Origin of the sequence: Salipiger sp. CCB-MM3, assembly GCF_001687105.1 — a bacterium.
Taxonomy (GTDB): Bacteria; Pseudomonadota; Alphaproteobacteria; order Rhodobacterales; family Rhodobacteraceae; genus Salipiger.
In genome coordinates this window covers 200538-223865 of sequence record NZ_CP014597.1, presented here as the reverse complement: position 1 = coordinate 223865, position 23328 = coordinate 200538, and the positions used below count along the sequence as shown (strand labels likewise).

Genomic DNA, 23328 nt, shown 5'->3' with positions numbered 1-23328 from the left:
AAGCTCGCGGGGGACTCATCGCCCAGCTGGGCTATGCGCTTGCAGAAATTACGCTCAGAGTTCTAACCAGCTCCGTCTGCCGGCGGACACCGACCTTCTGGAGGATCGTTTTCACCTGGTGGCGAACTGTGTGGATGCTGACCTCGCGCTGTTCGGAAATCTCGCGCGTTGACATGCCTTCGGCCAGAAGAAGGGCAACATGAGCTTCGGCATCGGTGAGTTGGAAGCGAGTTTTCAGGATGAATGCAAGATCGGGTGCATGATCTCTGCCCGTAATCAGCAGCACGGAGCACTCTCTGGATACGCCAAGGGCCCGAATAAACGACAGGGACGGGCAGGCGTCAGGCGATAGGCGGACGAGGCGTATTTCATAGTCCTTGCTATCGTCTTCTCCATGAAGGGTGAACGTCACGGTCTTCGCGCTGATCTGCAGATGATCTCGGAGGCGGTGGATCGGCAGGCGTCCTCCATCAAGCCGCAGGCGTCCCATCAGGTCCACTCCAATCGGGCTCCCGCGGTCGATCATCTCACTGGCTATGCCGTTGGCATACACAATACGGCCAATATCGGTCAGGACGACAATGCCAGGGACCTCTCCGAGGCGCTGGCTGGTGGCCATCATCGTCTCAAGCTTGGCGCCGGCCAGCGCGCGGCTGACTTCAAACGCCTGCTGCATGTGCGGGGTCATCAGTCGTACAAGCTCAGTCCATCCGCCTTTTAGCTTATCCTCGTCCTTGGCGCGGATATTTCCCCCAAGAAGGAAGACCCGTGTGTCACCTTTGAAGAGAAGTACGCCTCCACCGGTGCTGATCTCTTCCTGAGGTCGAAGCCAATCATTGTAGAATTCGGTCTGAGCCAGCTCGGTTGAGGGGCACATCTGCTCGCAGTCAACGAAGACGCCGGCATCATGCTCGGCGAAGCCCGGGGCCCAGGCATTTCTCTCGGCATAGTGGGCGTTGTAGGTCTCGATGTACGAGGGGTCATATCCGCTCGCAGTCAGTCCCATGCTGATCTGAGCCTCAGTGTCGAAGCCGAACATATGGGTGCACACGCCGCCTGATTGCCGGGTTAGCTCGTCAAGGAAGGCATCCCAACCAGATGCCCCCATCGCCGCTGAAAATAATGTCGTGGTGAGTCTCGAAAAATCATCGCTCTGTATCACGGGGCCATCGTTTCAAAATGCGTGTGGATCCAAAATGGTAGCCCGTGGATCGCGGAATATGCGAAGGGCCGATCTGGATACTACATCAGGATGGACACAATTTCACCCTATTTGGCGTGGTCAAAATCAACCCGACAAATCAGGAGTTCGCTTCCCCATTTGGCAATGGTTGATCGCAGCCCTTTGAGGAGGGCCACGATCACCTTGGTTTCGAGTTTGTCGGCCGGTAACTTAGAACGCGCTCGTCAGGCCGGCACTGATGTGGGTGTCCCGATAGCTGTATGCTTCGATCGAACTCGTGCGCTTGGAGAGTCCGACTTCAACGTATGGGGTGAACCGCCCAAAGATGAAGGTATCCGTCTTGTCTAGCCTGAGATCGACGCCGAACTCGTGCTCGGTGCGCGGCTCCGCCAGGCCGGGTGTAGCCTCCTCTTGCCAAAAGCCTTCAGCGAACACCGATGGTTCGAGAAGAAAGCCACCTCCGATCTCGGTTCGGCGCCCTACGCGAAGCTCGGCATAGTCGTAGGCAAGGTCGGCGCGGTCAGCGTTCTGCCTCTGATAAGAGAGCTTCACCGCAACCTGGTCACGGCCGCGTAGCGGTTTCACGACGGTGACCGACGCATTGGTGCGCTGAGCGTCGACGTCAGGATATCGACCAAGGGAAACATCCTGAAAATCAACTTCGATGGCGGTGGTGAGACCGGCTTGGGTCCGCCACGAGAGCCCGGAGCCCACGCCAATGTATTCCTCAGACATCTCTTTGTCGCGGTAAGTGGTGCCCGCGGTGGCTTCGACAAAGGTCGTGGTTCGCGGCCAGGTAAACTGCAGGCCGGTGGCAACCTCAGCGGTTTCCTTGTCGTATACGGTTCCGGTTGTCTCGTAGAGCTCGGCGCTTCCGCGCACGTATCCGGTGAGGTTCACACCGCTCTCGAAGGTCTTGAGGGGCCACTGCTTCCGAAAGGAACCGGCGAGAGCTAGGCCCGTAAGTGGCGGGTCTTCTCGGTCCATCTTGAACTTCAGCGGTCCAGCGCCAAAGTCGACGTCGATGTCATCAGTATCGTAGCTGCGTCCAGCGCCCTGCGGCGCCTCGAGGCCGATTGAGAAACTTGTGCGTAGACCGCGCTCCTCATCAATCGCACGCAGGAACCGAAGGACGTTGGCACGTACAGGAGCGGGAAGCTCACCGCTGGAGAGGACGATCCTGAATTGTTCTTGGGCTTGCGTGTACTCGCCCGCTTCGTAGAGAGCGCGCGCGAGCTCAAGGCGAACCCGGACGAGACCCGGATCGACCGCAAGCATCTTTCGCAGAATCCTGACGGCCTGCTCGGGGTGACCGGTGGCGATCGAATTCAGAGCCACCTTGAAAGCAACTTCCATGCGAACGGGCGCCGGCTGCTGTTGTTGCGCGTCGGCTCCCGAAGAAAGTGCAGCGGCCGCCAGGGCAGCCGCTGCGAGAGTGCTCTTAAGCTTCACGATTACTGCGAAGCGCCGAACGAGCCGAGGTATGCGCTGTCATCGGTGACTGCCGAGAAGGTGCCACCCACTTCTTCTGCGCCCGGGCCATAGAACTGGCCAGCGACATCGCCTGCCATGTCGGCGTCCGCGATCTCAGCATTGAAGCCGGACCCGTCGAGGCTTCCGATCGCTTCGAAATCCAGATCGGAGCGACCTTCGACATACTCGTCTTCGATCGGGTCGTAGGCGTAGGTCCCGGCGCTCGAAACGTAGACGTCCTCGAAGTCAGTTTCGACATAGACATCAGACTGCGTGGCATAGTCGACGCCGTCGGTCACGACCTGACCGACACTTTCGCCATAGTAGCTGGCGGTGCCGGCATCGGGCATTTCGCTGCTCGCCGTTTCTGCGCCGAAGCTGCCTGCCGCGGCGCGCCCGGAGGTGCCGTTGAGGCCGGTCTGCCAGATGCCATAGGACTGGTAGTTGTAGCCCAGCTGATCCGTGTCGCCGACGATCGCGACGTCGCCGCCATCTTCGGTCGCAGCGATGATGTACCCGTCGGTCACCATCATGTAGTCGCCGTTCTCTTCCGCGAGCGTGATATCCGCGTTGGAGTCGCGCACTTTCAGCGCGGTGATGACCTCGTCTTCGAAGCTGAGGCCGGCGACCGCGTCACGTTCAGTGTCGGGGCCATCGGTGATGGTCACAGTGCCATCGGAGGAGACCTCGTAGCGTGCGGAGGTGACAGTGCCGTCTGCGCGGTAATCGCCGCCTTCGGTCTGCGCTTCGGCGAAGGATGCAAATTCCGGCCGATCGGAGAAGGCAGCGCTGTCACTGCCGCCTCCACCACATGCAGCAAGGAGGCTCAGTGCGGACGCGCTTAGGATAAAGTACTTCATAGTCCCTCGATATTTTTGGGATTGCGTGCGTAGAGGAATAGACGAGAAAACTCTGAATTTACGATAACCGAAAAACTCTGAAAATTTCAGCCACTAACTCAACCCTCATACGATAGTACTCGATTCCTCGAGTAGGGCCATAAAAGGCGAAAATATGAACGCATGCAAGCTTTTCCATAAAAAATCGCTCACTTGTAGTCTGAGGCTTTCCTCACCCCCCCAAAAATAAATAAGAATACTATCGAAAGTAGGTAGTGCGCATGTCGCCATGTGCGCTGATGGTGAGGCAACATGAATAATTGTAATTTTCTGACATCGCGCACGGCGATCACATCGAAGTGCAATTCGCGCACCCTGTTAGCGATGATGCGGGCGGAAAGATTTCTGCCGCTCGCGGACAGGTCACCCTCACAGCTGGCATGGCGTTCCTCGTAGCATCCTCACACCGGAACCGCCATGGGATGCCTAAGGTGCTCGACCTCAACCCCACTGAGGTCTCCCAAGTGCGCCTTATCGAGACATCGAGCCAGGCCAAAGACCGGAAGCATATCGAGGCCCGCGGTGAAATCGTTCTTCGGAGGCAGCCAAGTGATGCCGACGAGCTTGAAGAGCAACTCGACCACTTGGCCCAGATGATCGCGGCTGAGCATGATGAAAGGGTCCTGGGCGGGCGGAAAGGGCAACTGGAGCTGCAATTTCACGACGTCGCGGATCAAGTGCGATTGGCGAAGTTGAAGCGCAACTACCTCCTGACGAGGGCACGTGTCGGAGGTGACTTCCATCCCTGGACGACACGAGATGATCGCGTTTTCAGGATCGAGTGCGTGAGGCCGATCCCGTCCGACTTTGAATTGTCGCCATGGGATCGGAAAGATCGGGAGCGGCGGCGAGATGAGGCAATCAGGATCTTCGGGCAGGCCGAGCTCGAGACGCGGGAATGGATGAGCGTTCTGAAAGCTCGCGGATACGCCTGCCGGCGGCCGCACCCCAATGCACAGGAGCTTCTGGTGAGAGCCTATATCGGGGAGCACGCCAAATTCGACATGTTGGTCGCGCCAAGCGCAAATGGATTCTGGGATGTCTCGGCCAAGGAGGCCCAAAACAAGCGTGAGGCCAGACTCCGCGCGCGGTGCGTGAGAGATGGTCACGTCCGTGCTCTTGCGAACGTCCTAGCGGAGATCATGAGTGTCCGGCGTCAGCGCCTATGGGACATCTGAATTGATTTCGGAAAGGAGGGTTTCTGGCTCATCGTAACCACCAAGGAGTGGAGATGAGACATAAACCCGGAACACCTAAGCCTTCCGCCGAGAAGGTTGTGAAGGACATCCGCCGACGCACCCGCAAACAGCATTCGGCGGAGGAAAAGATCCGCATCGTGCTTGAGGGCCTTCGCGGCGAGGAGAGCATAGCCGAGCTTTGCCGGCGCGAGGGGATTGCGACGAGCCTGTACTACAGTTGGTCCAAAGAGTTTCTCGAGGCCGGCAAGAAGCGGCTTGCTGGTGACACAGCGCGCCAGGCGAGCAGCCCGGAAGTGAAGGTCCTGCGGGCTGAGGCCAGCGCGCTGAAGGAGGCCTTGGCAGAGGCCACCCTTGAGAATCGGCTGCTCAAAAAAAGTATGATCGGGGATGGGGGAGACCACGAATGAGGTACCCTGCATCCGAAAAGCTCGAGATTATCCGGCTCGTCGAGAGATCACATCTGCCCGCGGCGCGCACGCTGGAGATGTTCGGTATTCCGAAGACAACCTTCTATCGTTGGTACGACCGATACCGATCCCTTGGCGAGGCCGGTCTCGAGGATCGCCGACCCCACCCGGGTCGGGTCTGGAACCGCATCCCTGATGATGTCCGGCAGGATGTGGTCGGCTTGGCGCTGGAGGAGCCCGAACTCTCTCCACGGGAGCTTGCGGTGCGCTTCACAGATACGAAGAAGTACTTTGTCTCAGAGGCTTCGGTGTATCGCATCCTCAAGGCGCACGACCTGATCCCGAGCCCTGCCTTCATCGTTGTCAAGGCTGCGGACGAGTTCCGCGATAAGACGAGCCGGCCAAACCAGCTCTGGCAGACCGACTTCACGTACCTGAAGGTGATCGGTTGGGGTTGGTACTATCTGAGCACCATCCTGGATGACTTCAGCCGATATGTAATCGCCTGGAAGCTCTGCACGACCATGCGAGCCGAAGATGTCACTGACACACTCCAGCTCGCGCTGGAGGCGTCCGGTTGCGACCAGCCGACCGTGCTACACCGACCACGACTTCTCAGCGACAACGGCTCGTCCTACATCGCAGGCGATCTCGCAATCTGGCTGAAGGACAAGCAGATGGAGCATGTGCGCGGGGCCCCCAACCATCCGCAGACGCAGGGCAAGATCGAACGCTGGCACCAGACCCTGAAGAACCGCATCCTGCTGGAGAACCACTACCTCCCCGGCGCACTCGAGGCCGCGATCGAGACCTTCGTCGACCACTACAACCATCAACGCGTCCATGAGAGCCTCGGAAACGTCACCCCGGCCGACGTCTACTTCGGTCGCGCCAAAGCCATCTTAGCCGAACGAAGGAGGATCAAGTCCGACACCATCCGCCAGCGCCGCTTGCTCAACCGAACTCAGGCGGCCTAACCTCGAACAGTATGAGCCAGACCCTCCTGACCGGCTGAGCATTCCGGGTCCCAAATTATGTGATGACGGACATCTGATCCATCTCTCACTCAATACGATGTCTCGAACCGCAAGCATCGCCAGCAGCGGGCCATGCAGGCTTTGAAAGACGTGGACTATGTCATCGAGGCCCACATAGAGCTTACCGGGAAATCAGAAAAGGATACGGTCGGAAAGCATCTGAGCATGTTCCGCCGGCGAGCTCGTCGGGGAGCCTGTTTCCAGCGTCCGTTCCTGGGTCTGCGGGAGTTCGCCGCGGACTTCGAGCTGATCGATGACGACATCCCGGGGTCTGCTCTCGAAGGCGAAAGAGAGCTCGGTCTCATGCTTTACGATATCGACTACGAAGCAGGCGTCACGCCGATCTTCTATGAGGCTCTCATGTCTGACGGAGTCATCGACGTCGCTGGCGCCCGCCAGGAAGGCTTGCTGTCATGACGATGCTGAGAGCTCTCAATGACCTCTACGGGCGCCTGCGCGCAGATGGTGAGGCCCCTGACTTCGGGTTCTCGATGGAATACGTCGGCTTCGCCCTGGAGATCGACATGGAAGGGAACTTCCTGCGTCTCACGGACCTTCGAAGCCTGAAGAATGACGCCCCTCAACCGGTGCGGAAACCTGTGCCCCGCGCGCAGAGGACCTCAGGTGTACTGCCCCGGCTCGGAGCCGACACCTGCGCCTATGTCCTCGGTGTCGATGCAAAAGAGGTGAAAGTCGGCGGAAGGAAGTCGTTTGAAGCAAACCTGTCTCCGCGGGCGGCCGAGAAACACACCGCATTCATCGAACGGCACCGGGAGCTCTTTGCCGGCACCAATGATCCGCATCTGCAAGCGGTCCTGCGCTTCTTCGAAAGTTGGACGCCTGAGATGTTCGTCGAACGCGAGTTCAGTGCGCAGGCGCTCTTGCAGACCCTTCAGATCGAGATCGGCGAGGGAAGCGAGAAAGTTGTCCTGCATCAGCACCCGTCCATTGTCGCAGAGGCGCAAAAGCCGGGTGAGGGTGAACTTGTGAAGTGCCTTGTGACCGGTGAGGAAGGACCCTTGGCGCAGAACCATATGCAGATCAAAGGCGTCCGAGGTTCTCAAGCATCCGGCGCCTACATGGTCTCGTTCAACAAGCCCTCGTTCTGTTCCCATGACAAGAAGAACGGAGCGAACGCCCCCGTTTCTGAACGGGCCGCCTTCGGGTACGTAACTGCTCTGAATACGTTGCTCGCTGAGCGCGGTGAAAACCGCAGGAATGCGCTTTTGGGAGACACCACCGTCGCCTTTTGGGCGAAGGCGGCCGAAGGTGACGCATCCGACGAATGCGACTGGATCATGAGCGCGGTCATGGACCCGCCAACAGACGCCGATGAGGCATCCAAGGTCCGGGACACCATGCGAAAGCTGTCCCAAGGCAAACCTTCTGATTTCTCGCGGCTAGACCCTGAAACCGAAGTATTTCTGCTCGGCCTCGCGCCAAACGCAAGTCGCATCGTGGTCAGGTTCTGGAAACCGGGAACCGTTTCAGAGTTTTCCGAGAACACTCTGAAATTTTGGGATGAGATGACCATTGCCCCTGAGGGGTGGAAGGGTGTCCCGGCAGTTTGGTCGATCGTTCTGGAGACCGTCCCAGCCGGCAAGAATGGGACCCGCAGCCTCAGCGACGCCGATCCAATGCTGTCGGGGGAAATCCTGAAATCTGTCCTGACTGGACGAAACCTTCCCGTCTCTCTGATGAGCAAGATCCTCGAGCGCATTCGCAAAGACAAGGAGGTGAACGCCCGCCGCGCAGCCATCTGCCGTGCCGTCGTCAACCAAACCACCTACAAGGAGAAACTACCCGTGAGCCTAGACACGACAGTAACTGACGAGGCCTACCTTCTGGGCCGTCTCTTCGCCCTGCTGGAAGACATCCAGAGCAAGGCTCTGCCCGGCCTCAACTCGACTATTCGGGATCGGTACTTCGGCGCGGCCTCGGCGACTCCGGCTCGGATCTTTCCAATGCTGGAGCGCAACATCAGTCACCATCTGAAGCTCATCAGACGCAATGGGTCCGGGCACCTCGCCCACTGGTTCGACAAGCAGGTCGCGGAGGTGAAGGGCGGTCTTGGAATGACCATGCCACGCATTCTGGGCTTGGAAGGGCAGGGGCGCTTTACGACCGGCTACTACCATCAGAAAGCCGACAAATGGGCGCGCCAGGAAGCCAAGCGCAAGGCTGAAGCAATCGCTGCAGAAGCCGCCGAAAACCAATCAGAACAGGAAAAGGAGACCGCCTGATGAGCAAGCCGGAAATCGATCCGATCCAGAACCGCTATGAGTTCGTCCTCTACTTCGATGTGAAGGACGGCAACCCCAATGGAGACCCGGATGCCGGCGCCATGCCACGGCAAGACCCCGAGACGATGCACGGCCTCGTTTCCGACGTCGCCCTAAAGCGCAAGATCCGCAACTTCGTGGGCGAGAACTGTGGTGAAGACGACGGGTTCAGCATCTACCAGTCACAGGGCACCGTCTTGAACGAAGCGCATGCTCGCGCCTACGAAGCGCTGGGTGAGAAACCCAAGCCCGCCAAGCTTCCTGAAAAAGCAGACAAGGCGGCCGCGATCACCCGTTGGATGTGTGACACCTTCTTCGACATTCGGGCCTTCGGTGCCGTAATGACCAATGAGGTCAACGCCGGTTCGGTTCGTGGGCCTGTGCAGATCAACTTCGCCCGGTCGGTCGAGCCCGTCATGCCGATCAACATCGGGATCACTCGCGGGACGGTCACCAACGAAAAAGACCGCGAAAAGCAACGAACGATGGGCTCCAAGTTCATCATCCCATACGGCCTCTATCGCGTGCACGGCTACATCAATGCCAACTGCGCCAAGAAGTCCGGCTTTGACGATGATGACCTGCAGCTTCTTTGGGTCGCAATTCGGGACATGTTCGACTTCGACCGCGCTGCCACCCGCGGAGAGATGGCCGCGCGCCGTCTGATCGTCTTCAAGCACCAAAGCGCGCTGGGCAACGCTCAGGCTCACAAGCTGTTCGATCGCGTGACCACTCAACGCCGCAGCGGCGAGGACCTTATCGAGGTGGGTGATCCGCGCCTGGACAATCAGCCCCCGGCGCGTGCCTTCAAAGACTACGATATCGATGTCGACCTGGACGATCTCCCCAAGGGCATCGAGGTTTTCGAACCCTTCTGACGGCCGACCGCGACCCTTTTAGGTCATTGATTTCAGACTTTTTCGCCCGGGCTCTTAATTTTTCAGAGGTGAGCCCGGGCAATAATTTTAATATATTTCAGGGTCGTCTAGGTAGTCTGATAGCGGCACGACAATTTCAGGCACTTGTACAAACCTATTATCCTTCATGTAATCGTGCGCTTCGCGGTAGATAAAGGTTGGGGTGGCTTTGGTTGCCTCAACTCGCTCGTACAAGATGCTGGCTTTAGGAAATTCCTTTTGCAGTGTGGCGATTTTTGCATTTAGCGCCTCTTCGATAATTCTGCGGTATGGCTTTGTGCCTTCAATTTCATCGGCAGTCTTAAGAACGTAGTCTCGAATAATATTCGGTGCCGTAGCTCGGAGTACGGCCGTCATCAGAGCCCCGCCAAAGTCTGCTCGAAGCCATTTGTTGTTGTCGAGCTGGATGTGACCCAAGGGGAGGGCGTTCCGTCCTGGGAAGTATTCATGAGGTGGCCTGTGGTAGGCCTGGTAAGCCGCGTGAAGCTTGGCAACATCGCTCCAAGCTGGCCCGTCTCCCTCGGATGCGAATGGAACTGTCGAGACAAACCACATCTTTGTTGTGAGTAGATCCAACAAAGCTTCAACACGAACCCAATGCTCTTTGCTTTCGTCCGGATCCAAGTCCTCAAGTGAGTATTGCGGAATATCGATATCCCACTCGACGAAGGGAGAGTTGACATAGACGGTGCCAATATCTTTGATATCGTCTGGGCTGAATATAGAGCAAATCTCCGTGCGCCCATACTGAAGATTCTTGATAACGTATGTCAGGTCAATGATCGCAGATTCAATCTTCTCTTGCTCCGAGTCAATTATACTCTGACGCTCTTTCTCGAGGGGTTCTTTGATTGAGTTTTCATCCACGCTGTCACGTTTTGAGGTGTCGCCAAATTCAATGTCCCAGTGAGCATCTGCAATCGCCTTATTCATCCTTATTTCATACTCAAGATCGACCTTCTGAAGGTTAATGGCCGCATCGTATATCAGTTCAATTTGCTTCAGAGCCCTCCTGCTGTCGTCAATCGCGTTTTCAATGACGCCGCTTTCTAGCACGAAATCGCGGAATAACGCTGTTTCGTCTACCCGCAATTGGCGGGCGGCAACTTCTTTTGTGTCATCAGAATGCGTGACTGCTCTGCGGGCCAGAACGACAGCGGTCAGCGCACCAGCTAAGGAAACAGAGATCCCCAGTGTCGCGCCGGCTAGCGCTGTCATTCGCTCCAGTCTTTCCGAAACGGATGTGCCGTCGTACCAACCCCATGATGCGAAAAGTGGGAATAGCCAGAAGAGGAGTACCAAAACCGCGAGGCCGAATAGGGCAGCTAACATCGAGGTAGTGATGAAGACGCTAATGGGAGATTTGTGGAGTTTGTTCTCCCACCAACTGGAAGATACTGCGGACACATATTTTTCGCTCATCTGGGTTCTTCTACTAGTGAAATTATTGCACGTGGCTTTGAGCTGCCACACGTTCCTAAGTCCTAGATTTTCGACTATTAAATGCCAAGATAATGGATCTCTTTCGATCTGGAAGCGATGCATATATCGCACTATTGATGACGATCTAAGGCTCGTCTTCCGCAACGGCACCCATGAAATCATCGATGTGCATGGCCCTCATCCCAGCTTTTTGTGGGCCTTCGATATCGGCACCCGGCGTATCGCCCACGAAGAGTACCTGGTCTGGCCTCAAGCATGCCTTGGCGAGTGTGATCTCGTAGATTTCTGGATCCGGCTTCACATAGCCGACCTCAAAGGACAGCACCGAGAAAGCGGGTGAGAGGTCGGGGTGTATCTCCAGCGCGGGCGCGTAATCGACACTTAGATTGCTGCACACGGCGTAGGGAACGCTAAGGCCGGCCAGCATCGCGCTGACACCATCTCGCAGGCGGATCGATGCCAGTTCATGCGAGAGGTCCTCCTGCGCGGCTGAGAGGGCCTCCGAAGCCACGGGGGCGTCAAAGGTGCTGGGCACGTGCGCGAGAGGGATGGAGCGCGTCAACAGAATCCGGTAATGCGGGCATTTGCCCTTGCCCTGCATAGCGCGCACTAGCTTCAGATGCGGCCAGCGCGGTTCCCTGATCTCGACTAAGGTGCCGAAAAGATCGAAGCATATGAGTTCGATGCCCAAAAGTTTGTGATCCATGACCATGAAGGTGCTGAGGCTTCACGGAATGCGCAAGTGTCCAGTGCCTCATCTATTCGAAACCACGGTGGAACCTCCTCCTGGTATCCAGAGCATCCGCCATCTGGCGCGAGGATTGAAAAAAGGGAGGCGCAGGGAAGTCCACTACGGCTACGCTCTTCGCAAGTGGCGCTGTCAGGCAGCAAGTTTGCTTGACGGCGCCGAAATATCCACACCCAATGGGCGCCGCGGCACGGCTTCTCGAGAGTGAAGTCTTCTTGAACTCCGAAGAAACCCTACCCGACTATCAGGGGCATCCGTCAGCACGACGGTGGATTGGAATAAGGGAAGATTTGACAAGGCCAAGCGGTCTGGGGACACCCAAGAGGTTTCGTTGATCAGTTGGCTTGACGAAACCTCTGAAAAATCTGCCTATGGGGGCATGCGTATCCAGTGCCTTTCTGCCTTCATCCTCGTACTTTCAAGCATGGCTACAGCCTCGTCAGCAGACGTCGAAGTCTCAGCGTGCCTGGAGGGGGCGATCATCTTCGCAGAACCTGTGAGAGCTAGCGACGGCGGCCGCGGCGCTGAGTTTTCTATGGCAGTGACAAACCATCTCAAGGTCGCCATCTCAGCCCTCGCCGCTGAGATCTCCTACCGCACCGAAGGCCGAGCGGTGCCTTGGGCGAAAGAAGGAGTGGATCGCCTTCCGATCCCAGGCGGCATCGAACCTGGCGAGACGCGAGACATCCGTTTCGGCACCAGGCGCGGTCAAGATTGGATGGACCCCCTGGTGGCGGACGTTGTCATCCACGATGCCAGTGGCCCAAACGGTGAAAGCTTGGCCGTGCAAGGCGACACGTGCTCAACGCCGCAAATGAGCGAAGAAGCCCAGGCCTTGCTCAAGGCAGCCTCAAAGTGTTGGGTTGTGGATGTCGGAGGCGCAGCGGCGCGTGTCAGCGTCACTGTGGGGGTGACCGTGGCCCAAGGGCGTGTTGGTCGAGACCTCTTACTGGTCTCAGCGGCCGGCGGTGACGATTTAGCCGCTGAGACTGCTTTTCAGAATGTGCGGCGCACGCTCTTAAGATGTCAGGGAGATGGCTACGCGGTGGACGACGGCCACTACGAGGTCACCTTCAGCCCACAGAGCCTGCGCCGATAGGAACCGCTAGGCCGACCTTTTGGTCTCCTGTACAAGGCCAACATATGTCAGAGCCTCTGCAATCACGCCGGCCGAGTAGAGAAGGTCATCTGCAGTGTGCTCTGGGGTAAGCTGAATCCGAAACCTTGCCTCTCCCCTCCGGACAGCCGGGAACTCGATGCAGTTCACAATCACACCATCGTCCAAGATGCGTTTGTAGGCCTCCCGCGCGCGGGCTTCCTGGCCGACCTTCACGATCACCATGCCGGAGTCGATCCCGAATGTCTGTAGGCCCTGTGCATCGAGCAAGGCTCTGAGGTATTTGCATGATCGCAATGCATCGTTACGCAGTTTCCGTCCTTCCTCAGAAAAAGCGATCTCAAGCGCAGCATGCGCGGCCGCAATCTGCGGAGGGGTTAGGAAGTTCGAGAAGGTGTACGATCCGCTGAAACCTTGGATGGCCCTAATCAGGTTGAGGTCGCCGGAAGCCACGAATCCACCAATGGCGCCGAAAACCTTCGAGAAGGAGCCAATGATCAGGTCGACGGAACCATAGCCGCCTTGGTCCGCGAGAAGGCCCCGGCCATCCTTGCCCAAAATGCCGAAGTCGTGCGCGATATCGACCATTGTGTGTGCGTCGTATTGTCGAGAAACGCGAACCAGCTCCTCTATTGGCGGGCAGTCTGAATCCATCGAGTATAGGCTCTCGAACACGACCAGTATGGCGGCATCAGGAGCTTTTCGTCGAATGCGCTCGAGCCGTTTGGCAAGGCTTTCAGGTGAGTTGTGAATGAAGACCGAGACGTTCTGCGTGGATGCCTGCGCTCCGTGCTGAAGGCAGTTGTGGGCGAGAGCGTCCATGACGATGTAGTCATGGGAGCGCACGATGCCGCGGATTGCGCCGTAGCCTGCAGCCCAGCCTGTCGGGAAGAGAAGCGTGTGTTGAAGGCCGAGCGTGTCCGATAGGGATTGCGCCAGGGCCTTCCCGGCCTTTGAGCCGCCGCCCATTGGCGCCGATCCAGAGCTGTGGACGCCGTAATCAGTGATCGCTTGGATGGCCCGACGATGCACATCAGGATGAGAGGCCAGCCCGAGATAGTCTTGCGAGCCGAGGTTGATGGCCTCGAAGGACCGTCCGCTTTCATCCTGGACGGTCGATCTGGGAGCTACGCGATAATCGTGGGTTCTGAAATATTGCCAAAGGCCAGCGGCACTCGCATCCGAGACGTCCCGTGTGAGAGCGGCATACCTCGATGAAAAGCTCTTGCCTACTGAAGACTGATGGTCTGCGACAGACCAGGAAGGGTCGTATCCTACGTTGAGTTCCATTTTGCCCCCTGCAGCTGTGAATGCCCCGGCTTTCGTGGAGCTTCTCAATTGCTATGAGAGCAAGGAGTCGATGGTCTGACATCGCCCAAGTGGGCTATGCGAACTCCAAGTTGTCAGGGCATCAGCCTAATTAGAAATCGCCGCTTTCGCTCAGCTTGCGGGTCTCGACCTCGACCTTGGTTTCAGAGTCTCCAATCGCCTTTCCGCGGTCGAAGGCAATTTTCAGAAGGCTCGCCACTGGATTTTCGGGGTCGACGCTCGAGGCCGGGATCCCGATGCGCTCGTCATCCAACCCGATGAAGATCACTGTCCCCTGAGACTTGAGGCCCAGCGCCTCGCACACCGAGCGTACCTTCGCGACATCCTTTGCGTACTTTTCAGGATTCACGAGTTGCTCTCTGAGCTGACCCCATCGAGTGGTCCGGGTTAAATGCTAATGCATGGTCGGCCTTCGATCTATGGGGATGAAGGTCTCCGGTGCCGGTGTCCGATATCCAAGAGCGCTATGCGGCCGAGCGGTGTTGTAGTGCTTTCGCCATTGTTCGATGAGGATTTGCGCCTCCCTCAACGAGTAGAAGACCTCGCCATTGAGGAGTTCGTCCCTGAACCTGCTGTTGAAGCTCTCGCAATAACCGTTCTCCCAGGGTGACCCCGGCTCGATGTACGCGGTCTTCGCCCCCACCAGCTCGATCCAGTCGCGCACCTTCTGCGCGATGAACTCCGGGCCGTTGTCGGACCGGATGAACCGCGGCGGGCCGCGCTGGATGAAGAGATCGGTCAGGGCGTCCAGGACATCGGTGGAGTTCAGTCGCCTGTCGACACGGATCATTAACGCCTCCCGCGTATATTCATCGAGGATGTTGAGCGTCCGGTAGGTCCGGCCGTCACTGGTCCGGTCCTGCACGAAGTCGTAGGACCAGACGTGGTTGGGGTGCTCGGGCTTCAGCCGCACGCAAGAGCCATCGTCCAGCCAGAGCCTGCCGCGCTTCTTCTGCTTGTGTGGGACGACCTTGAGCCCTTCGCGCCGCCAAATGCGCGCCACCCGCTTGTGGTTCACCTGCCAGCCGGCACGCCGCAGCAGCACGGCGACCCGGCGGTAGCCGTAGCGGCCATACTCCCGGGCCAGATCGATGACGTCGGCGGTCAGCCGCGCCTCGTCTTCCCGGCCCTGTGGTGGCTTGCGCTGCGTGGAGCGGTGTTGGCCGAGCACCCGGCAGGCCCGGCGTTCGGAGATGCCGAGTGTCTCGCACACATGCTCCACGCATTCGCGGCGGCGCGAAGGGCTTAGAAGTTTCCCTGGGCAGCCTCGGTCAGGATCAGCTTCTCGAGCGTCAGGTCAGATACCGCCCGCCGCAGCCTCAGGTTCTCCTTCTCGAGTTCCTTCAGCCGCGACAACTGTGCCCGGTTCATCCCACCATACTGCTTCCGCCACCGGTAAAAGGTATGCTGCGATATCCCGATCTGCCGCACCGCATCGGCCATCGACAGGCCCTGGCCATGCAACACCTCGACCTGACGCAGCTTGGTGACAATGTCTTCCGGCTTCTCACGCTTTCCAGCCATTCCGTAGTCCTCCTGTTCGCCGAAATCCTATCGGATTTCAGGCTTCGTGGGTGGACCACTTCAAAGGGGCTGGCTCATCTCCTTGGCTGCATCGGCGAGATCGGCCTGCATGGCCTCGATGTATTTCCCCGCTTGCCCGAGGCCGTTGATCTGCATCTGGCCATAGTAATCGTCAAAGTGCAGGCGCGTACCGCTTGGGGTCACCAAGACTTCCTCACACAAGGCACTCATGACTTCACGGCTATGCGTGATGACAATGAACTGCACGTCCGGCTTCGAGGCAATGATTTCCTTGAGGCCGTGCCCCACGACAATCTGCTTTGCAACCGACAGACCACGTTCAGGCTCGTCGATGATCTGGATCGGCGCCGTAGCAGAGCGAGCGATCGAAATAGTCTGATGGGCGGTGGCCTGACCCGAGGACTTGCTCGTGAGCGACAGCTGCAGGTCAAGATTGTCGAAGTCAAAATCAGACCGCACCTGCAGGTGATCCTTCGCCAGATCGATATAGGCCATCTTCGTGCCGCGCGGCACCTTGGGTGTGATAGCAACCGGGCTCTTGTCAAAGTTGCTGATGACCTGCGAGCGCGACCAGGCGGTTTCGAAATGGGCTCGGATGCAGCCCACCAGGGTGCTCTTGCCAGAGCCATTATCCCCGGTGATGACAGTCACCCGATCGGTTAGGGTGAAGGTGTCGCCTTTCTTGAACAGGCGAAAGTCCTCGGTGAATTCGATCTTCTCGATCAGCATGTGTGGTGGTGTCCTTCGAATGAGATTCAGGCTGAGGCCGAAGCGGGGAGAAACTCTGAATTTTCCATCCGCTTGAGCTGGGCGTTGACCGTGTTCCTGTACTGGGCAGGGATCGGCAGAACAGTGGCCAAGTCCCCATATTGAAATGCGAATATCGCGTTGCTGGTCACTCGGTAGGTGGCTCCCACACCGTGACGATGCCGTAGCCAGTCTAGGTGCCTCCGAAACTGGCCCACAAAATCTGAGATCTTCGCGCCATCAAGGGCCCGCTCCGCTTCGCGCTGGGCAGCCTTCTTGGGCACACCGAGCCGTTTGCGGATCCTTTTGACCGCGTGATCCGACACCCAATTGCGTTCGGGAAGTTCGCTCAGTGCCACCCCGGTCTCGGGGTCAAATTCAGGAAGATCGGGTGCCATTTCAGGATTGGGCAGCATGAGCTTTCTCCCTTGCTTCTGCCTTGGCATCGATCCGATCTTGGTATCGCGCCCGGCTGACGCAACCGCAGAGCCACATGGGTACGTAGACGAAGGCTGCCAAAGCCATTCCGAAGGCAAACCCAACCAAGCCACCGGACTGACCGCCGGCGAGCCCAGTAAGGATGGTGAGGATGACAACGGCCCCAGTGCCCGGGTGAGACCCACAGTCGGGCAGCGTCTTTGCGCCTCTGAGAATATCGGTGATAAGTCTGTTCATATTTACCTTCGCGCACTCAACAGGTGCGTCAAAGGTATCCTACTCCAATTTAAGAATAGATTGAAGGCACTTTGAGGGAAAAGCCGGGGGCAAGGGGAGGAACCCCCGGCTACGTGATCAAAAACCGGCGGGAGGTGGGCTCCGGCCGGGAGCAAAAATTGTCACCCAACTCCCGCTGAACAAGGAGCACTAGACCCAGGCAAGAACACACCCTCAAGCGGCCACTTAGCTGGGGTGGGCGATCAGGCGAGGAATGAACCGCATTTTGCAACCTATCTGCGAGCGGAGCCATATGGAGAGCAACCCGAGGCAATCCTAGGGCCGATATTTCGCTACTTTCGTGAGCGAAATGCAAACAGTCGAGACAAGTTGAGCCTCGAGGTGGCTATGCGCGCTCAGCTACAGCTTCCTTGGCGCGGTCGCGCCAACGGGTGACTTTTTCCCGCAGTTGGTCCTCCGGACCATCGAGGGCTTCTGTGAGCTTGGCTTCGAAGAACGCGACGGGGTCGCAGTCGATGCAGGGTTTGGAGAGCAGGCGGTTGTGTTCGCAGATCATTGGGAGCCCTTCCATGCTTCAGATTCCATGAGGTCAGAGAAGTAGAAATGGCTAATGCGGGGGATCGTGTCAGCGTTGTAAGCCATAGGGGACTGCCGTCTCCCAAATACGCGCTTGCGGGCTGCCAGCAGCTTCGCGCCGAGTTTGGGCTTCTCACGTAGCTTGATTGAGATGGCTCTTCCACTCGCGCTTTGGTCTTCCACAGAAATTGACCAAGTCGAAGTCCCGCCTTCATCCCTTTCGACATCATATGCCTTCGCTGTGTGCCCGTACCGCTTTTCAACATCGGCTGCGATAAGAGCTCTCACGTCGTCTTCGTCATAGCTGAAGGTAATCTTGGCCATCGACATTAGCTCTCGTCGACGTGGCGGGCTTTGCTGGCGTCCAGATTGCCGCTGCCGATGTCGACTTCCCAGCGACCGTCACTATGGGACAGGTCCGGTTGGATGTCTTCGTCGTCAGGGCGGCGGATTCCGAAGCGTTCACTCACATCTTTGGCGATGAGCGCACGGATTTCGTCCTCGTCATAGGTGACGCTGATAGCGGGCATTGCGATCTATTCCTGTTGTTCTCAGGATAGACTGCGGCAGCTTCGAGGGGATGTCAAAAAATAAGGATAGAGAGTTCAGAGTTGCCGGGTCTGGCCGATCACGCACCGAGATTTATGCTCTCCCGTCGGCTAGAGTTCCGAAATGTTTTCGTCAGCCTTCGAAAGAGGCGAGCACGATTTCTATGCAGAACTTTCCTGGCAAGGTCACGTCCGAGCGTGGAGTGGTCTTCCACTGTGACGGTCCAGTGTGCCGCGTGGCTTGCGGGACCGATCTGCACGGCATCTTTCTGCGGCGGTGTGCCATAATGCAGATCGATGTCGTGCATGACGAGCTTTCGGATGCGGTCAGCCGTGTATGAGAAGCTTACTGGCGGCTCCGCATCGGAGCAGGGCGCTCCGAGGGGACCTGATGGGACGCAGGCGACCCACTCTCCTTGTGCGGCGGCCGTGTCCGGGTTGATGTCACTCCGCCGCGGGCGCAGCCCAAACCGGGCGCGGAGGTCGGCTGCTATTAGGTCTTTAACGTCGTTCACATCGTAGTTCACGGTGATACTAGGCACACGTACTCCATTCCGATCTGCTGCCGGCTCTAGGTTTGCGTGACCAATAGAGGCGTCCACTCGGGGGTACAATCCGTTGTCTGAATTCCCTACGGTAAAGGCTTCAGGATTTCGGTGACACCATGCTTGCTGAAGCCCTTAATCTTTGGAATGTCTCGGGCCTCGGGTCTATCCCGGAAGTGATCGTTGGAGACGATCGGAGCAAGAAGCTGCTCCGCCAGGTCGAGGATCCTGTGGTCTGCAGGCTCATATTTTGGCGCGAGTTCGATCTGCACTTGGCGGCCAAGCTCTTCTCCCAACGCCGTAGAGGTGAGGTGCTTTCCCTGAAGCTTGTAGCCGGCCCCTCGATCGAACACTACGTACGGCTCTCGGCCTTTCTTCTGTAGCAGGTCAATCACGTCGCGGAGGGGCTTCAAATTCGGTTGTCCGCTATCCCAGTGCATCACGTTGGAACCGTCTACAATAGCGATATCTTGCCGCCACAAGCGCGGCGGCTCTCCAACACGCTCCAGCGCGATTGCTTGGCAAGCGGTAGCCGTCCAGATTTTGATGGTTTTCCGTTTCGTTTTCGCAGACCCACCCACATCGGTGCCAGATGTGAGCTCCTTAATCTGTGTTTCGCACACTAGGTCTAGGAGGGCGTTCACATCTGGATGCTTATTCAAAGCGGCGTCTTTCAAAGCACGGTCTGCTTTGGTTCGGGACTTCGCCTGAACTGTCAGCGCGCCCAGTCGTTCGACTTTGTAGCCATCGAGGTAGTCGGCGGACGTCACCTCGAAGATCCGAGAGTATCGGCGTGCACGATGAACTCGCTGTCGAAGACCGTCGACCTCGATTTCTTCCGGTGTCCTCTAGGCAGGAGCTGGAACCGTCTGCGTATGGTCAGGCGCGCGTTGCTTGGTTGCCTGGGGCACCAGTGTGAAGAGCTTTCGCAGTAGCTGGCTCAATGTTCCCGGCAGAGACCCCTTGATACCGATCATTCGAACACCTGTTTGAGATTCAGAGTTTCCCCACGATATGTCGGGCGCGAGCCCTTGGCAATGAAAAGAACAGATTCCGCATTTCTTCACATCGGTGACACGTTTTGTGGCGCTGGACCGCAATCTATTCTTGCGTGTGGGCTTGTGAGATGCCATAAATGTTGACATCCAAATTGAGGAACAGACATGCCGGCTTTCCAACAAATTGACCGCGGCTGGAACGGGGTCAACTATGCAAAAATGCTGCTGCCGGTTCCGAGCGCAAAGAGTGGGTACTACGCGTGTGCTTGGTATCCTGACAACCAGCCGGCGGAAGAATGCCCGGAGCGGCGCGCGATGTGGGAGCTGCATGACAAAGTGGGCGGCACTCTCAAAGAGTTTCACGGCAAAGAAATCGCTGAAGTCGTCAAGACGGACGAACGCTTCAAGAACCTCATGCCCGTCGGCGCCCAGTTCGTGAAAAAGTTGAGCGTCCTCGTCTTCGATCTCTGACGACACCCGCAGACTCTGAAAACAAACCCTTTCGGATCGAGCCCGGCAGGGTTGCCTAAACACGGACCGCGCGTCGGCCACTTCCAGGAGAATTCAATGCCGCACTACGTAAAAGGGACCAACACCGTCATCAAAGGCACCGCTGAGGTCATCGAGGCCTGCTACCCTATCTCCCAGGGGGATCAGGGGAAGATCGGTTGGGATTACGCCGCGGGCAGCGACCGTGAGCTCTACGACGATGATGCCAAGCACTGAGCCGGAAGGGCGAGAAGCTCTTCTATGACGAGGACGGGGAAAAGCACCCCGAGAGCAACATCGAATGGCGCGATGACGAGGAAGACGAACTCTGATCGAGCTTGTCCGAACTCGCCCAAGTGACTAGAACTCAGGACAACTCAGGAAGGACCAATAGATGGCGTTTTTCAGCTCGACCAAGATTAACCGCAACGGCGCGACCTACGCGACTATGCTGATGGCGGATGAAGTGGGTGAAGGCCCGAAGCACTATGCGGGGGCATGGCATTCTGAGAGCTTTGACGCCGAGAAAATCGAACTCCAATCTCTGCAGGCCCTGCACGCGAAGGTTGGGGGAACTCTGAAAGCGTTCACGAGCAAAGAGGTATTGGAGGCATCCGAGCGGGACGAGAAGTTCAAGAATTTGGCGCCCGTCGGGGCTCAGTTCTCAAAGAAGCTGACCCTGATGGTCTTCGACCTCTGAAAGCGAAGGTTATCTCGCCGTAAGGGCAGGGCGCTCCCTGCCCTTTGTCGTGTGTGGTCCTTAAGGCCGCGGGTCGAGAAGCTCGGTAGTGCCGTTCACTGAGAAGCCTTTGATTTTGGGGACGTGTCGAGCCCGGATGCTGTCTTTAAACTGGTCGTTGGACACGATGGGCGCGCCAAGATCGATCGCTAAAGAGATGATGCTGATGTCGGCCGGCTCGGAGGGAGGGCAGTATTCCATGTTCACATCGCGCGCCATCAAGCTCTTGATCTTCTGTATGGTTGCGGGCTTGCCGGTGAGTTTGAAACCCGCATTGCGGTCAAAGACGACATGCGGTGTCTGACGATTGGCAAGCAGCAGATCAATTACCGCCTGCAGGGTCTCGATCTTCGGTGTCTGCTCATCCCAATGCATGACATTCGAGCCATCAACGATAGCCAGATCAGACCGCCAACGACGCGCCGGGCGGTCGACCTCGGCTAACGGGGTCGCGTGGGCAGCGAGGGCTTCCCAGGTCGTCTTTCTGCGGCTCTGGTAATAGGCATTCCCCTTCGCGCCGACTCCGGCCACGTAACGCTCAGAGACGGAAGTCGACGACAGCTTGATCAGGACATTGGCCTCGGGATGCGTACGTGCGGCTTCGTCCCGCAAAGCATACTCTGCTGAGCTGCGCTCCACGCGTTCGCTTGCAACCCAACCGAGCGGCTGAACGTGGTATCCATCTATACGATCGGCATCGGTGGTCTCGAAGATGGAGCTCACCAGGCGGATGCGCTCTAGTTGCCTACGCGCTTGCTCCACTTCGTTCTCGGCGGCATCTCCTGCGCCACCTTCAGTAGTGCCGGCTGTACGTAAGCCCCCTGTTTTGAGCGGGCTAATGATCAGCGTGAGCAGCCTGTTCAAGCGAACCCTGATGCGGCCAATGAGGTCATTCAAAATTCAGTACTCCGTAAAATCCGGGGAGCGACTATAAGGACGCCTTTAGCTTCGGCAAGAGGTCTCAAACCGGTGCCTTGAGCGGCGTGGCTTCGCAGGCACGTGCGAGTGATATCGAGCTCGACGCGGAGCACTCCAAAAGCGTTCATGACTTGATGTTTTATTCATTAAAGACTATCCTTTAAAAATAAATCAGAAGGGCGACATTATGATCATGACTGGTCTCATTACCAAGGTTCAGAAGGTCGAGCCCGACACGCTCGCAGCATGCCACGCACCTGATCTGGCGCCCAACTACAGCCACTGCGTTGAGGTGTGGTGGGCAGAAGGCGACGAGGCGACGGAATCCGATAGGGAAGAGGCGCTCGCTTTTGCAAATGAGATGCGCGGTCCGACTTCTGACGTCGATGGGAAGACCATTCTGCGATCGTTCGAGAACGGAACCAATGGAGCAGCAGTCCTGCCGCTCAAGGAATGGGAGAACATGACCCTTACCATTGTTTTCTTCAATATGTGACACTCGTGAGAGTGGCTCAGTGGCACATTTTGCTGCCGCCGGCTACAGGTTCTCGGCGCCGGAACGAGTTGATCTTTAAATCTCGCCAGCCTATTCTTTATTTATGGAGAACATTGCCTCATCTATGCTTATTCAGCAATTCAACGAGGGGAGCCTGGCAGACGCTCTCGCGGGCGAACTCAGGCTCGTGTATAGCCATTTTGTGGCGGTTTGGTGGACAGAGGGCGAGTGGGACTCGATGGCAGTTCGAGATGAGCTAGTGATCCTGAGCCGTCGCCTGGGTGGTATTCTTCGGGTCTACGAGGGCAAGGACGTTTCGAAGTTACTATTGTTGGGCCCTGATGAGGAACTTAGAAAGCAGGAACTCGCTACCAAAAAGCTTTCAGTCTTGTTCTTCATCTTATGATGGGAAGGCGCAAGGAAAAGCAGTACGAGCGGCTTCACCGTGTGAGCCAAGAGGCTCGAGATATCCGCCTATCCTTTCGGCGTGGTGATATCACCGAAGACGAAGCCCTAACGAAGCTGCAGAGATTGCGCAGACCGGACAACTGGTGGGAACGGCTCTTCGACATGCAGCTCCCGCACTAACACAAGAGGAAATCGAGACATGGATTATAAATCAATTGCGACCTGGGCGCTGGGCCGCTCGACCGGTGCTTCGGCAACCTGCATCGCTCGCCACATGATGGGCCTGCCGGTCAGGGGAGATAACCGCACGATGGTGGTGACTTCGGTCGCTGCGAAGCCTTGCTGGAGGCCGTTCCCGAGCTTCGTGCTCGCCTGCCAGAAATGGCGGAGGTCAGCGACATGTGGGCAAAGCTGGTCGAGAACTGGGATCTCATTCGAGAGTCCGAGGACCAGTTCATGTTCATCCTGGACCTGCAGACCGAAGTTCGCAACAAGCGCGCAGCTGCGGTGCCCCGTGCAGCAGCGCCTAGGCGGCCGTGCGCCGGGCCTCGGGCTGTTTGACGCTAACGCTGCGCTGCGGCGGAATTGCCCTCTTTACACTCACATGAAC

The 23328-nt window shown here is 57.6% G+C and carries 25 protein-coding genes and 1 pseudogene; 11 read left to right on the top strand and 15 right to left on the bottom strand.

Annotated elements, in window-relative coordinates; all coding sequences use genetic code 11:
• Positions 1 to 31: 31 nt before the first annotated feature.
• From AYJ57_RS21405 to AYJ57_RS21395, 3 genes are all read right to left on the bottom strand, one after another.
• Entirely contained in the window at positions 32 to 1162 is a 1131-nt protein-coding gene (locus AYJ57_RS21405) for a helix-turn-helix transcriptional regulator (protein ID WP_157374348.1), read from the bottom strand.
• Between the two features lie 231 nt (positions 1163 to 1393).
• Positions 1394 to 2635 (bottom strand): tetratricopeptide repeat protein, encoded by a 1242-nt coding sequence (locus tag AYJ57_RS21400; RefSeq protein WP_157374347.1) that lies wholly within the window; start codon positions 2633 to 2635, stop codon positions 1394 to 1396.
• 2 nt (positions 2636 to 2637) lie between these two features.
• A complete protein-coding gene (locus AYJ57_RS21395; RefSeq protein ID WP_066110826.1) occupies positions 2638 to 3516 on the bottom strand; it encodes a transferrin-binding protein-like solute binding protein in 879 nt (292 codons plus the stop codon).
• A 470-nt stretch (positions 3517 to 3986) separates the two neighbouring features.
• On the opposite strand from AYJ57_RS21395, the gene AYJ57_RS21390 reads away from it, so the two are divergent.
• The 5 genes and pseudogenes from AYJ57_RS21390 (at position 3987) to cas7c (ending at position 9358) form a co-directional block, all read left to right on the top strand.
• Complete coding sequence (locus AYJ57_RS21390; RefSeq protein WP_157374346.1) at positions 3987 to 4733, top strand: hypothetical protein; 747 nt, start codon at positions 3987 to 3989, stop codon at positions 4731 to 4733.
• 53 nt (positions 4734 to 4786) lie between these two features.
• Positions 4787 to 6138 (top strand): IS3 family transposase gene (locus tag AYJ57_RS21380; RefSeq protein ID WP_157374205.1). Its coding sequence is split into 2 segments (ribosomal slippage): positions 4787 to 5123 and positions 5123 to 6138, totalling 1353 coding nucleotides; the frame shifts between segments, so codons are not numbered across the junction.
• A gap of 117 nt (positions 6139 to 6255) precedes the next feature.
• Positions 6256 to 6615 (top strand): annotated as a pseudogene (locus tag AYJ57_RS21375) (type I-E CRISPR-associated protein Cas5/CasD); the annotation flags it as partial.
• Positions 6612 to 8441 (top strand): type I-C CRISPR-associated protein Cas8c/Csd1, encoded by a 1830-nt coding sequence (cas8c, locus tag AYJ57_RS21370; RefSeq protein ID WP_066110820.1) that lies wholly within the window; start codon positions 6612 to 6614, stop codon positions 8439 to 8441. The pseudogene AYJ57_RS21375 and the gene cas8c, both read left to right, overlap by 4 nt.
• On the top strand, positions 8441 to 9358 hold the full coding sequence (cas7c, locus tag AYJ57_RS21365; RefSeq protein ID WP_066110818.1) for a type I-C CRISPR-associated protein Cas7/Csd2: 918 nt from the start codon (positions 8441 to 8443) through the stop codon (positions 9356 to 9358). The genes cas8c and cas7c overlap by 1 nt, the downstream gene beginning before the upstream one ends.
• Positions 9359 to 9445: 87 nt before the next feature.
• Here the strand turns inward: cas7c and AYJ57_RS21360 are convergent, their stop codons facing one another.
• Together AYJ57_RS21360 and AYJ57_RS21355 are read right to left on the bottom strand one after the other, a co-directional pair.
• Entirely contained in the window at positions 9446 to 10819 is a 1374-nt protein-coding gene (locus AYJ57_RS21360) for a hypothetical protein (RefSeq protein ID WP_066110816.1), read from the bottom strand.
• 145 nt (positions 10820 to 10964) lie between these two features.
• Positions 10965 to 11546 (bottom strand): HAD family hydrolase, encoded by a 582-nt coding sequence (locus AYJ57_RS21355; protein WP_193789560.1) that lies wholly within the window; start codon positions 11544 to 11546, stop codon positions 10965 to 10967.
• A gap of 373 nt (positions 11547 to 11919) precedes the next feature.
• Here AYJ57_RS21355 and AYJ57_RS21350 point away from each other — a divergent pair, with 373 nt between their 5' ends.
• On the top strand, positions 11920 to 12687 hold the full coding sequence (locus tag AYJ57_RS21350; RefSeq protein WP_066110812.1) for a hypothetical protein: 768 nt from the start codon (positions 11920 to 11922) through the stop codon (positions 12685 to 12687).
• 6 nt (positions 12688 to 12693) lie between these two features.
• On the opposite strand, the gene AYJ57_RS21345 is transcribed toward AYJ57_RS21350, so the two are convergent.
• The 9 genes from AYJ57_RS21345 to AYJ57_RS21305 all read right to left on the bottom strand — a co-directional run bounded on the left by AYJ57_RS21345 (position 12694) and on the right by AYJ57_RS21305 (position 19440).
• Positions 12694 to 13995 carry an aminotransferase class I/II-fold pyridoxal phosphate-dependent enzyme gene (locus tag AYJ57_RS21345; RefSeq protein WP_083191438.1) on the bottom strand — a complete coding sequence of 434 codons (1302 nt, stop codon included), beginning with the start codon at positions 13993 to 13995 and terminating at the stop codon, positions 12694 to 12696.
• Positions 13996 to 14125: 130 nt separating this feature from the next.
• Positions 14126 to 14383, bottom strand: coding sequence for a hypothetical protein (locus AYJ57_RS21340; protein WP_066110807.1), 258 nt, complete (start codon positions 14381 to 14383; stop codon positions 14126 to 14128).
• Between the two features lie 45 nt (positions 14384 to 14428).
• Positions 14429 to 15558, bottom strand: a protein-coding gene (locus AYJ57_RS21335; protein ID WP_157374189.1) for an IS3 family transposase whose coding sequence is annotated in 2 segments (ribosomal slippage) — positions 14429 to 15294 and positions 15294 to 15558 — 1131 coding nt in all. Because the reading frame shifts where the segments join, the coding sequence is not laid out codon by codon here.
• A gap of 60 nt (positions 15559 to 15618) precedes the next feature.
• The gene (locus tag AYJ57_RS21325) at positions 15619 to 16308 is read right to left on the bottom strand and encodes an ATP-binding cassette domain-containing protein (RefSeq protein ID WP_066110805.1); all 690 of its coding nucleotides are present in this window, start codon (positions 16306 to 16308) and stop codon (positions 15619 to 15621) included.
• 26 nt (positions 16309 to 16334) lie between these two features.
• Positions 16335 to 16742 carry a hypothetical protein gene (locus AYJ57_RS21320; protein ID WP_157374345.1) on the bottom strand — a complete coding sequence of 136 codons (408 nt, stop codon included), beginning with the start codon at positions 16740 to 16742 and terminating at the stop codon, positions 16335 to 16337.
• Between the two features lie 644 nt (positions 16743 to 17386).
• Positions 17387 to 17557 (bottom strand): hypothetical protein, encoded by a 171-nt coding sequence (locus tag AYJ57_RS26025; protein ID WP_157374344.1) that lies wholly within the window; start codon positions 17555 to 17557, stop codon positions 17387 to 17389.
• A complete protein-coding gene (locus AYJ57_RS21315) occupies positions 17554 to 17901 on the bottom strand; it encodes a hypothetical protein (protein ID WP_157374343.1) in 348 nt (115 codons plus the stop codon). Before AYJ57_RS21315 ends, AYJ57_RS26025 begins: the two co-directional genes overlap by 4 nt.
• A 5-nt stretch (positions 17902 to 17906) precedes the next feature.
• Entirely contained in the window at positions 17907 to 18107 is a 201-nt protein-coding gene (locus tag AYJ57_RS21310) for a hypothetical protein (protein WP_066110796.1), read from the bottom strand.
• Between the two features lie 649 nt (positions 18108 to 18756).
• Complete coding sequence (locus tag AYJ57_RS21305) at positions 18757 to 19440, bottom strand: NYN domain-containing protein (RefSeq protein ID WP_157374342.1); 684 nt, start codon at positions 19438 to 19440, stop codon at positions 18757 to 18759.
• A gap of 393 nt (positions 19441 to 19833) precedes the next feature.
• On the opposite strand from AYJ57_RS21305, the gene AYJ57_RS21295 reads away from it, so the two are divergent.
• The 3 genes from AYJ57_RS21295 to AYJ57_RS21290 all read left to right on the top strand — a co-directional run bounded on the left by AYJ57_RS21295 (position 19834) and on the right by AYJ57_RS21290 (position 20857).
• A complete protein-coding gene (locus AYJ57_RS21295; protein WP_066110786.1) occupies positions 19834 to 20139 on the top strand; it encodes a hypothetical protein in 306 nt (101 codons plus the stop codon).
• Between the two features lie 96 nt (positions 20140 to 20235).
• Positions 20236 to 20394, top strand: a complete 159-nt coding sequence (locus tag AYJ57_RS26020) for a hypothetical protein (RefSeq protein ID WP_157374341.1) — start codon at positions 20236 to 20238, stop codon at positions 20392 to 20394.
• A gap of 157 nt (positions 20395 to 20551) precedes the next feature.
• Entirely contained in the window at positions 20552 to 20857 is a 306-nt protein-coding gene (locus tag AYJ57_RS21290; protein ID WP_066110784.1) for a hypothetical protein, read from the top strand.
• 60 nt (positions 20858 to 20917) lie between these two features.
• Here the strand turns inward: AYJ57_RS21290 and AYJ57_RS21285 are convergent, their stop codons facing one another.
• Positions 20918 to 21793: an NYN domain-containing protein gene (locus tag AYJ57_RS21285; protein ID WP_066110783.1), complete on the bottom strand. Its 876-nt coding sequence runs from the start codon at positions 21791 to 21793 to the stop codon at positions 20918 to 20920.
• Between the two features lie 208 nt (positions 21794 to 22001).
• Between AYJ57_RS21285 and AYJ57_RS21280 the strand changes: the two genes are divergently transcribed.
• Together AYJ57_RS21280 and AYJ57_RS21275 are read left to right on the top strand one after the other, a co-directional pair.
• A complete protein-coding gene (locus tag AYJ57_RS21280; protein ID WP_066110781.1) occupies positions 22002 to 22310 on the top strand; it encodes a hypothetical protein in 309 nt (102 codons plus the stop codon).
• A gap of 124 nt (positions 22311 to 22434) precedes the next feature.
• Positions 22435 to 22716 (top strand): hypothetical protein, encoded by a 282-nt coding sequence (locus AYJ57_RS21275; protein ID WP_066110779.1) that lies wholly within the window; start codon positions 22435 to 22437, stop codon positions 22714 to 22716.
• The last annotated feature ends 612 nt before the right edge of the window (positions 22717 to 23328 follow it).

Coding starts and splice junctions, on each gene's coding strand:
- AYJ57_RS21395 (WP_066110826.1), bottom strand. CDS start 3,516: ATGAAGTACTTTATCCTAAGCGCGTCCGCACTGAGCCTCCTTGCTGCA.
- cas8c (WP_066110820.1), top strand. CDS start 6,612: ATGACGATGCTGAGAGCTCTCAATGACCTCTACGGGCGCCTGCGCGCA.
- cas7c (WP_066110818.1), top strand. CDS start 8,441: ATGAGCAAGCCGGAAATCGATCCGATCCAGAACCGCTATGAGTTCGTC.
- AYJ57_RS21360 (WP_066110816.1), bottom strand. CDS start 10,819: ATGAGCGAAAAATATGTGTCCGCAGTATCTTCCAGTTGGTGGGAGAAC.
- AYJ57_RS21355 (WP_193789560.1), bottom strand. CDS start 11,546: ATGGATCACAAACTTTTGGGCATCGAACTCATATGCTTCGATCTTTTC.
- AYJ57_RS21345 (WP_083191438.1), bottom strand. CDS start 13,995: ATGGAACTCAACGTAGGATACGACCCTTCCTGGTCTGTCGCAGACCAT.
- AYJ57_RS21325 (WP_066110805.1), bottom strand. CDS start 16,308: ATGCTGATCGAGAAGATCGAATTCACCGAGGACTTTCGCCTGTTCAAG.
- AYJ57_RS21320 (WP_157374345.1), bottom strand. CDS start 16,742: ATGCTGCCCAATCCTGAAATGGCACCCGATCTTCCTGAATTTGACCCC.
- AYJ57_RS26025 (WP_157374344.1), bottom strand. CDS start 17,557: ATGATCTGCGAACACAACCGCCTGCTCTCCAAACCCTGCATCGACTGC.
- AYJ57_RS21315 (WP_157374343.1), bottom strand. CDS start 17,901: ATGGCCAAGATTACCTTCAGCTATGACGAAGACGACGTGAGAGCTCTT.
- AYJ57_RS21310 (WP_066110796.1), bottom strand. CDS start 18,107: ATGCCCGCTATCAGCGTCACCTATGACGAGGACGAAATCCGTGCGCTC.
- AYJ57_RS21295 (WP_066110786.1), top strand. CDS start 19,834: ATGCCGGCTTTCCAACAAATTGACCGCGGCTGGAACGGGGTCAACTAT.
- AYJ57_RS26020 (WP_157374341.1), top strand. CDS start 20,236: ATGCCGCACTACGTAAAAGGGACCAACACCGTCATCAAAGGCACCGCT.
- AYJ57_RS21290 (WP_066110784.1), top strand. CDS start 20,552: ATGGCGTTTTTCAGCTCGACCAAGATTAACCGCAACGGCGCGACCTAC.
- AYJ57_RS21280 (WP_066110781.1), top strand. CDS start 22,002: ATGATCATGACTGGTCTCATTACCAAGGTTCAGAAGGTCGAGCCCGAC.
- AYJ57_RS21275 (WP_066110779.1), top strand. CDS start 22,435: ATGCTTATTCAGCAATTCAACGAGGGGAGCCTGGCAGACGCTCTCGCG.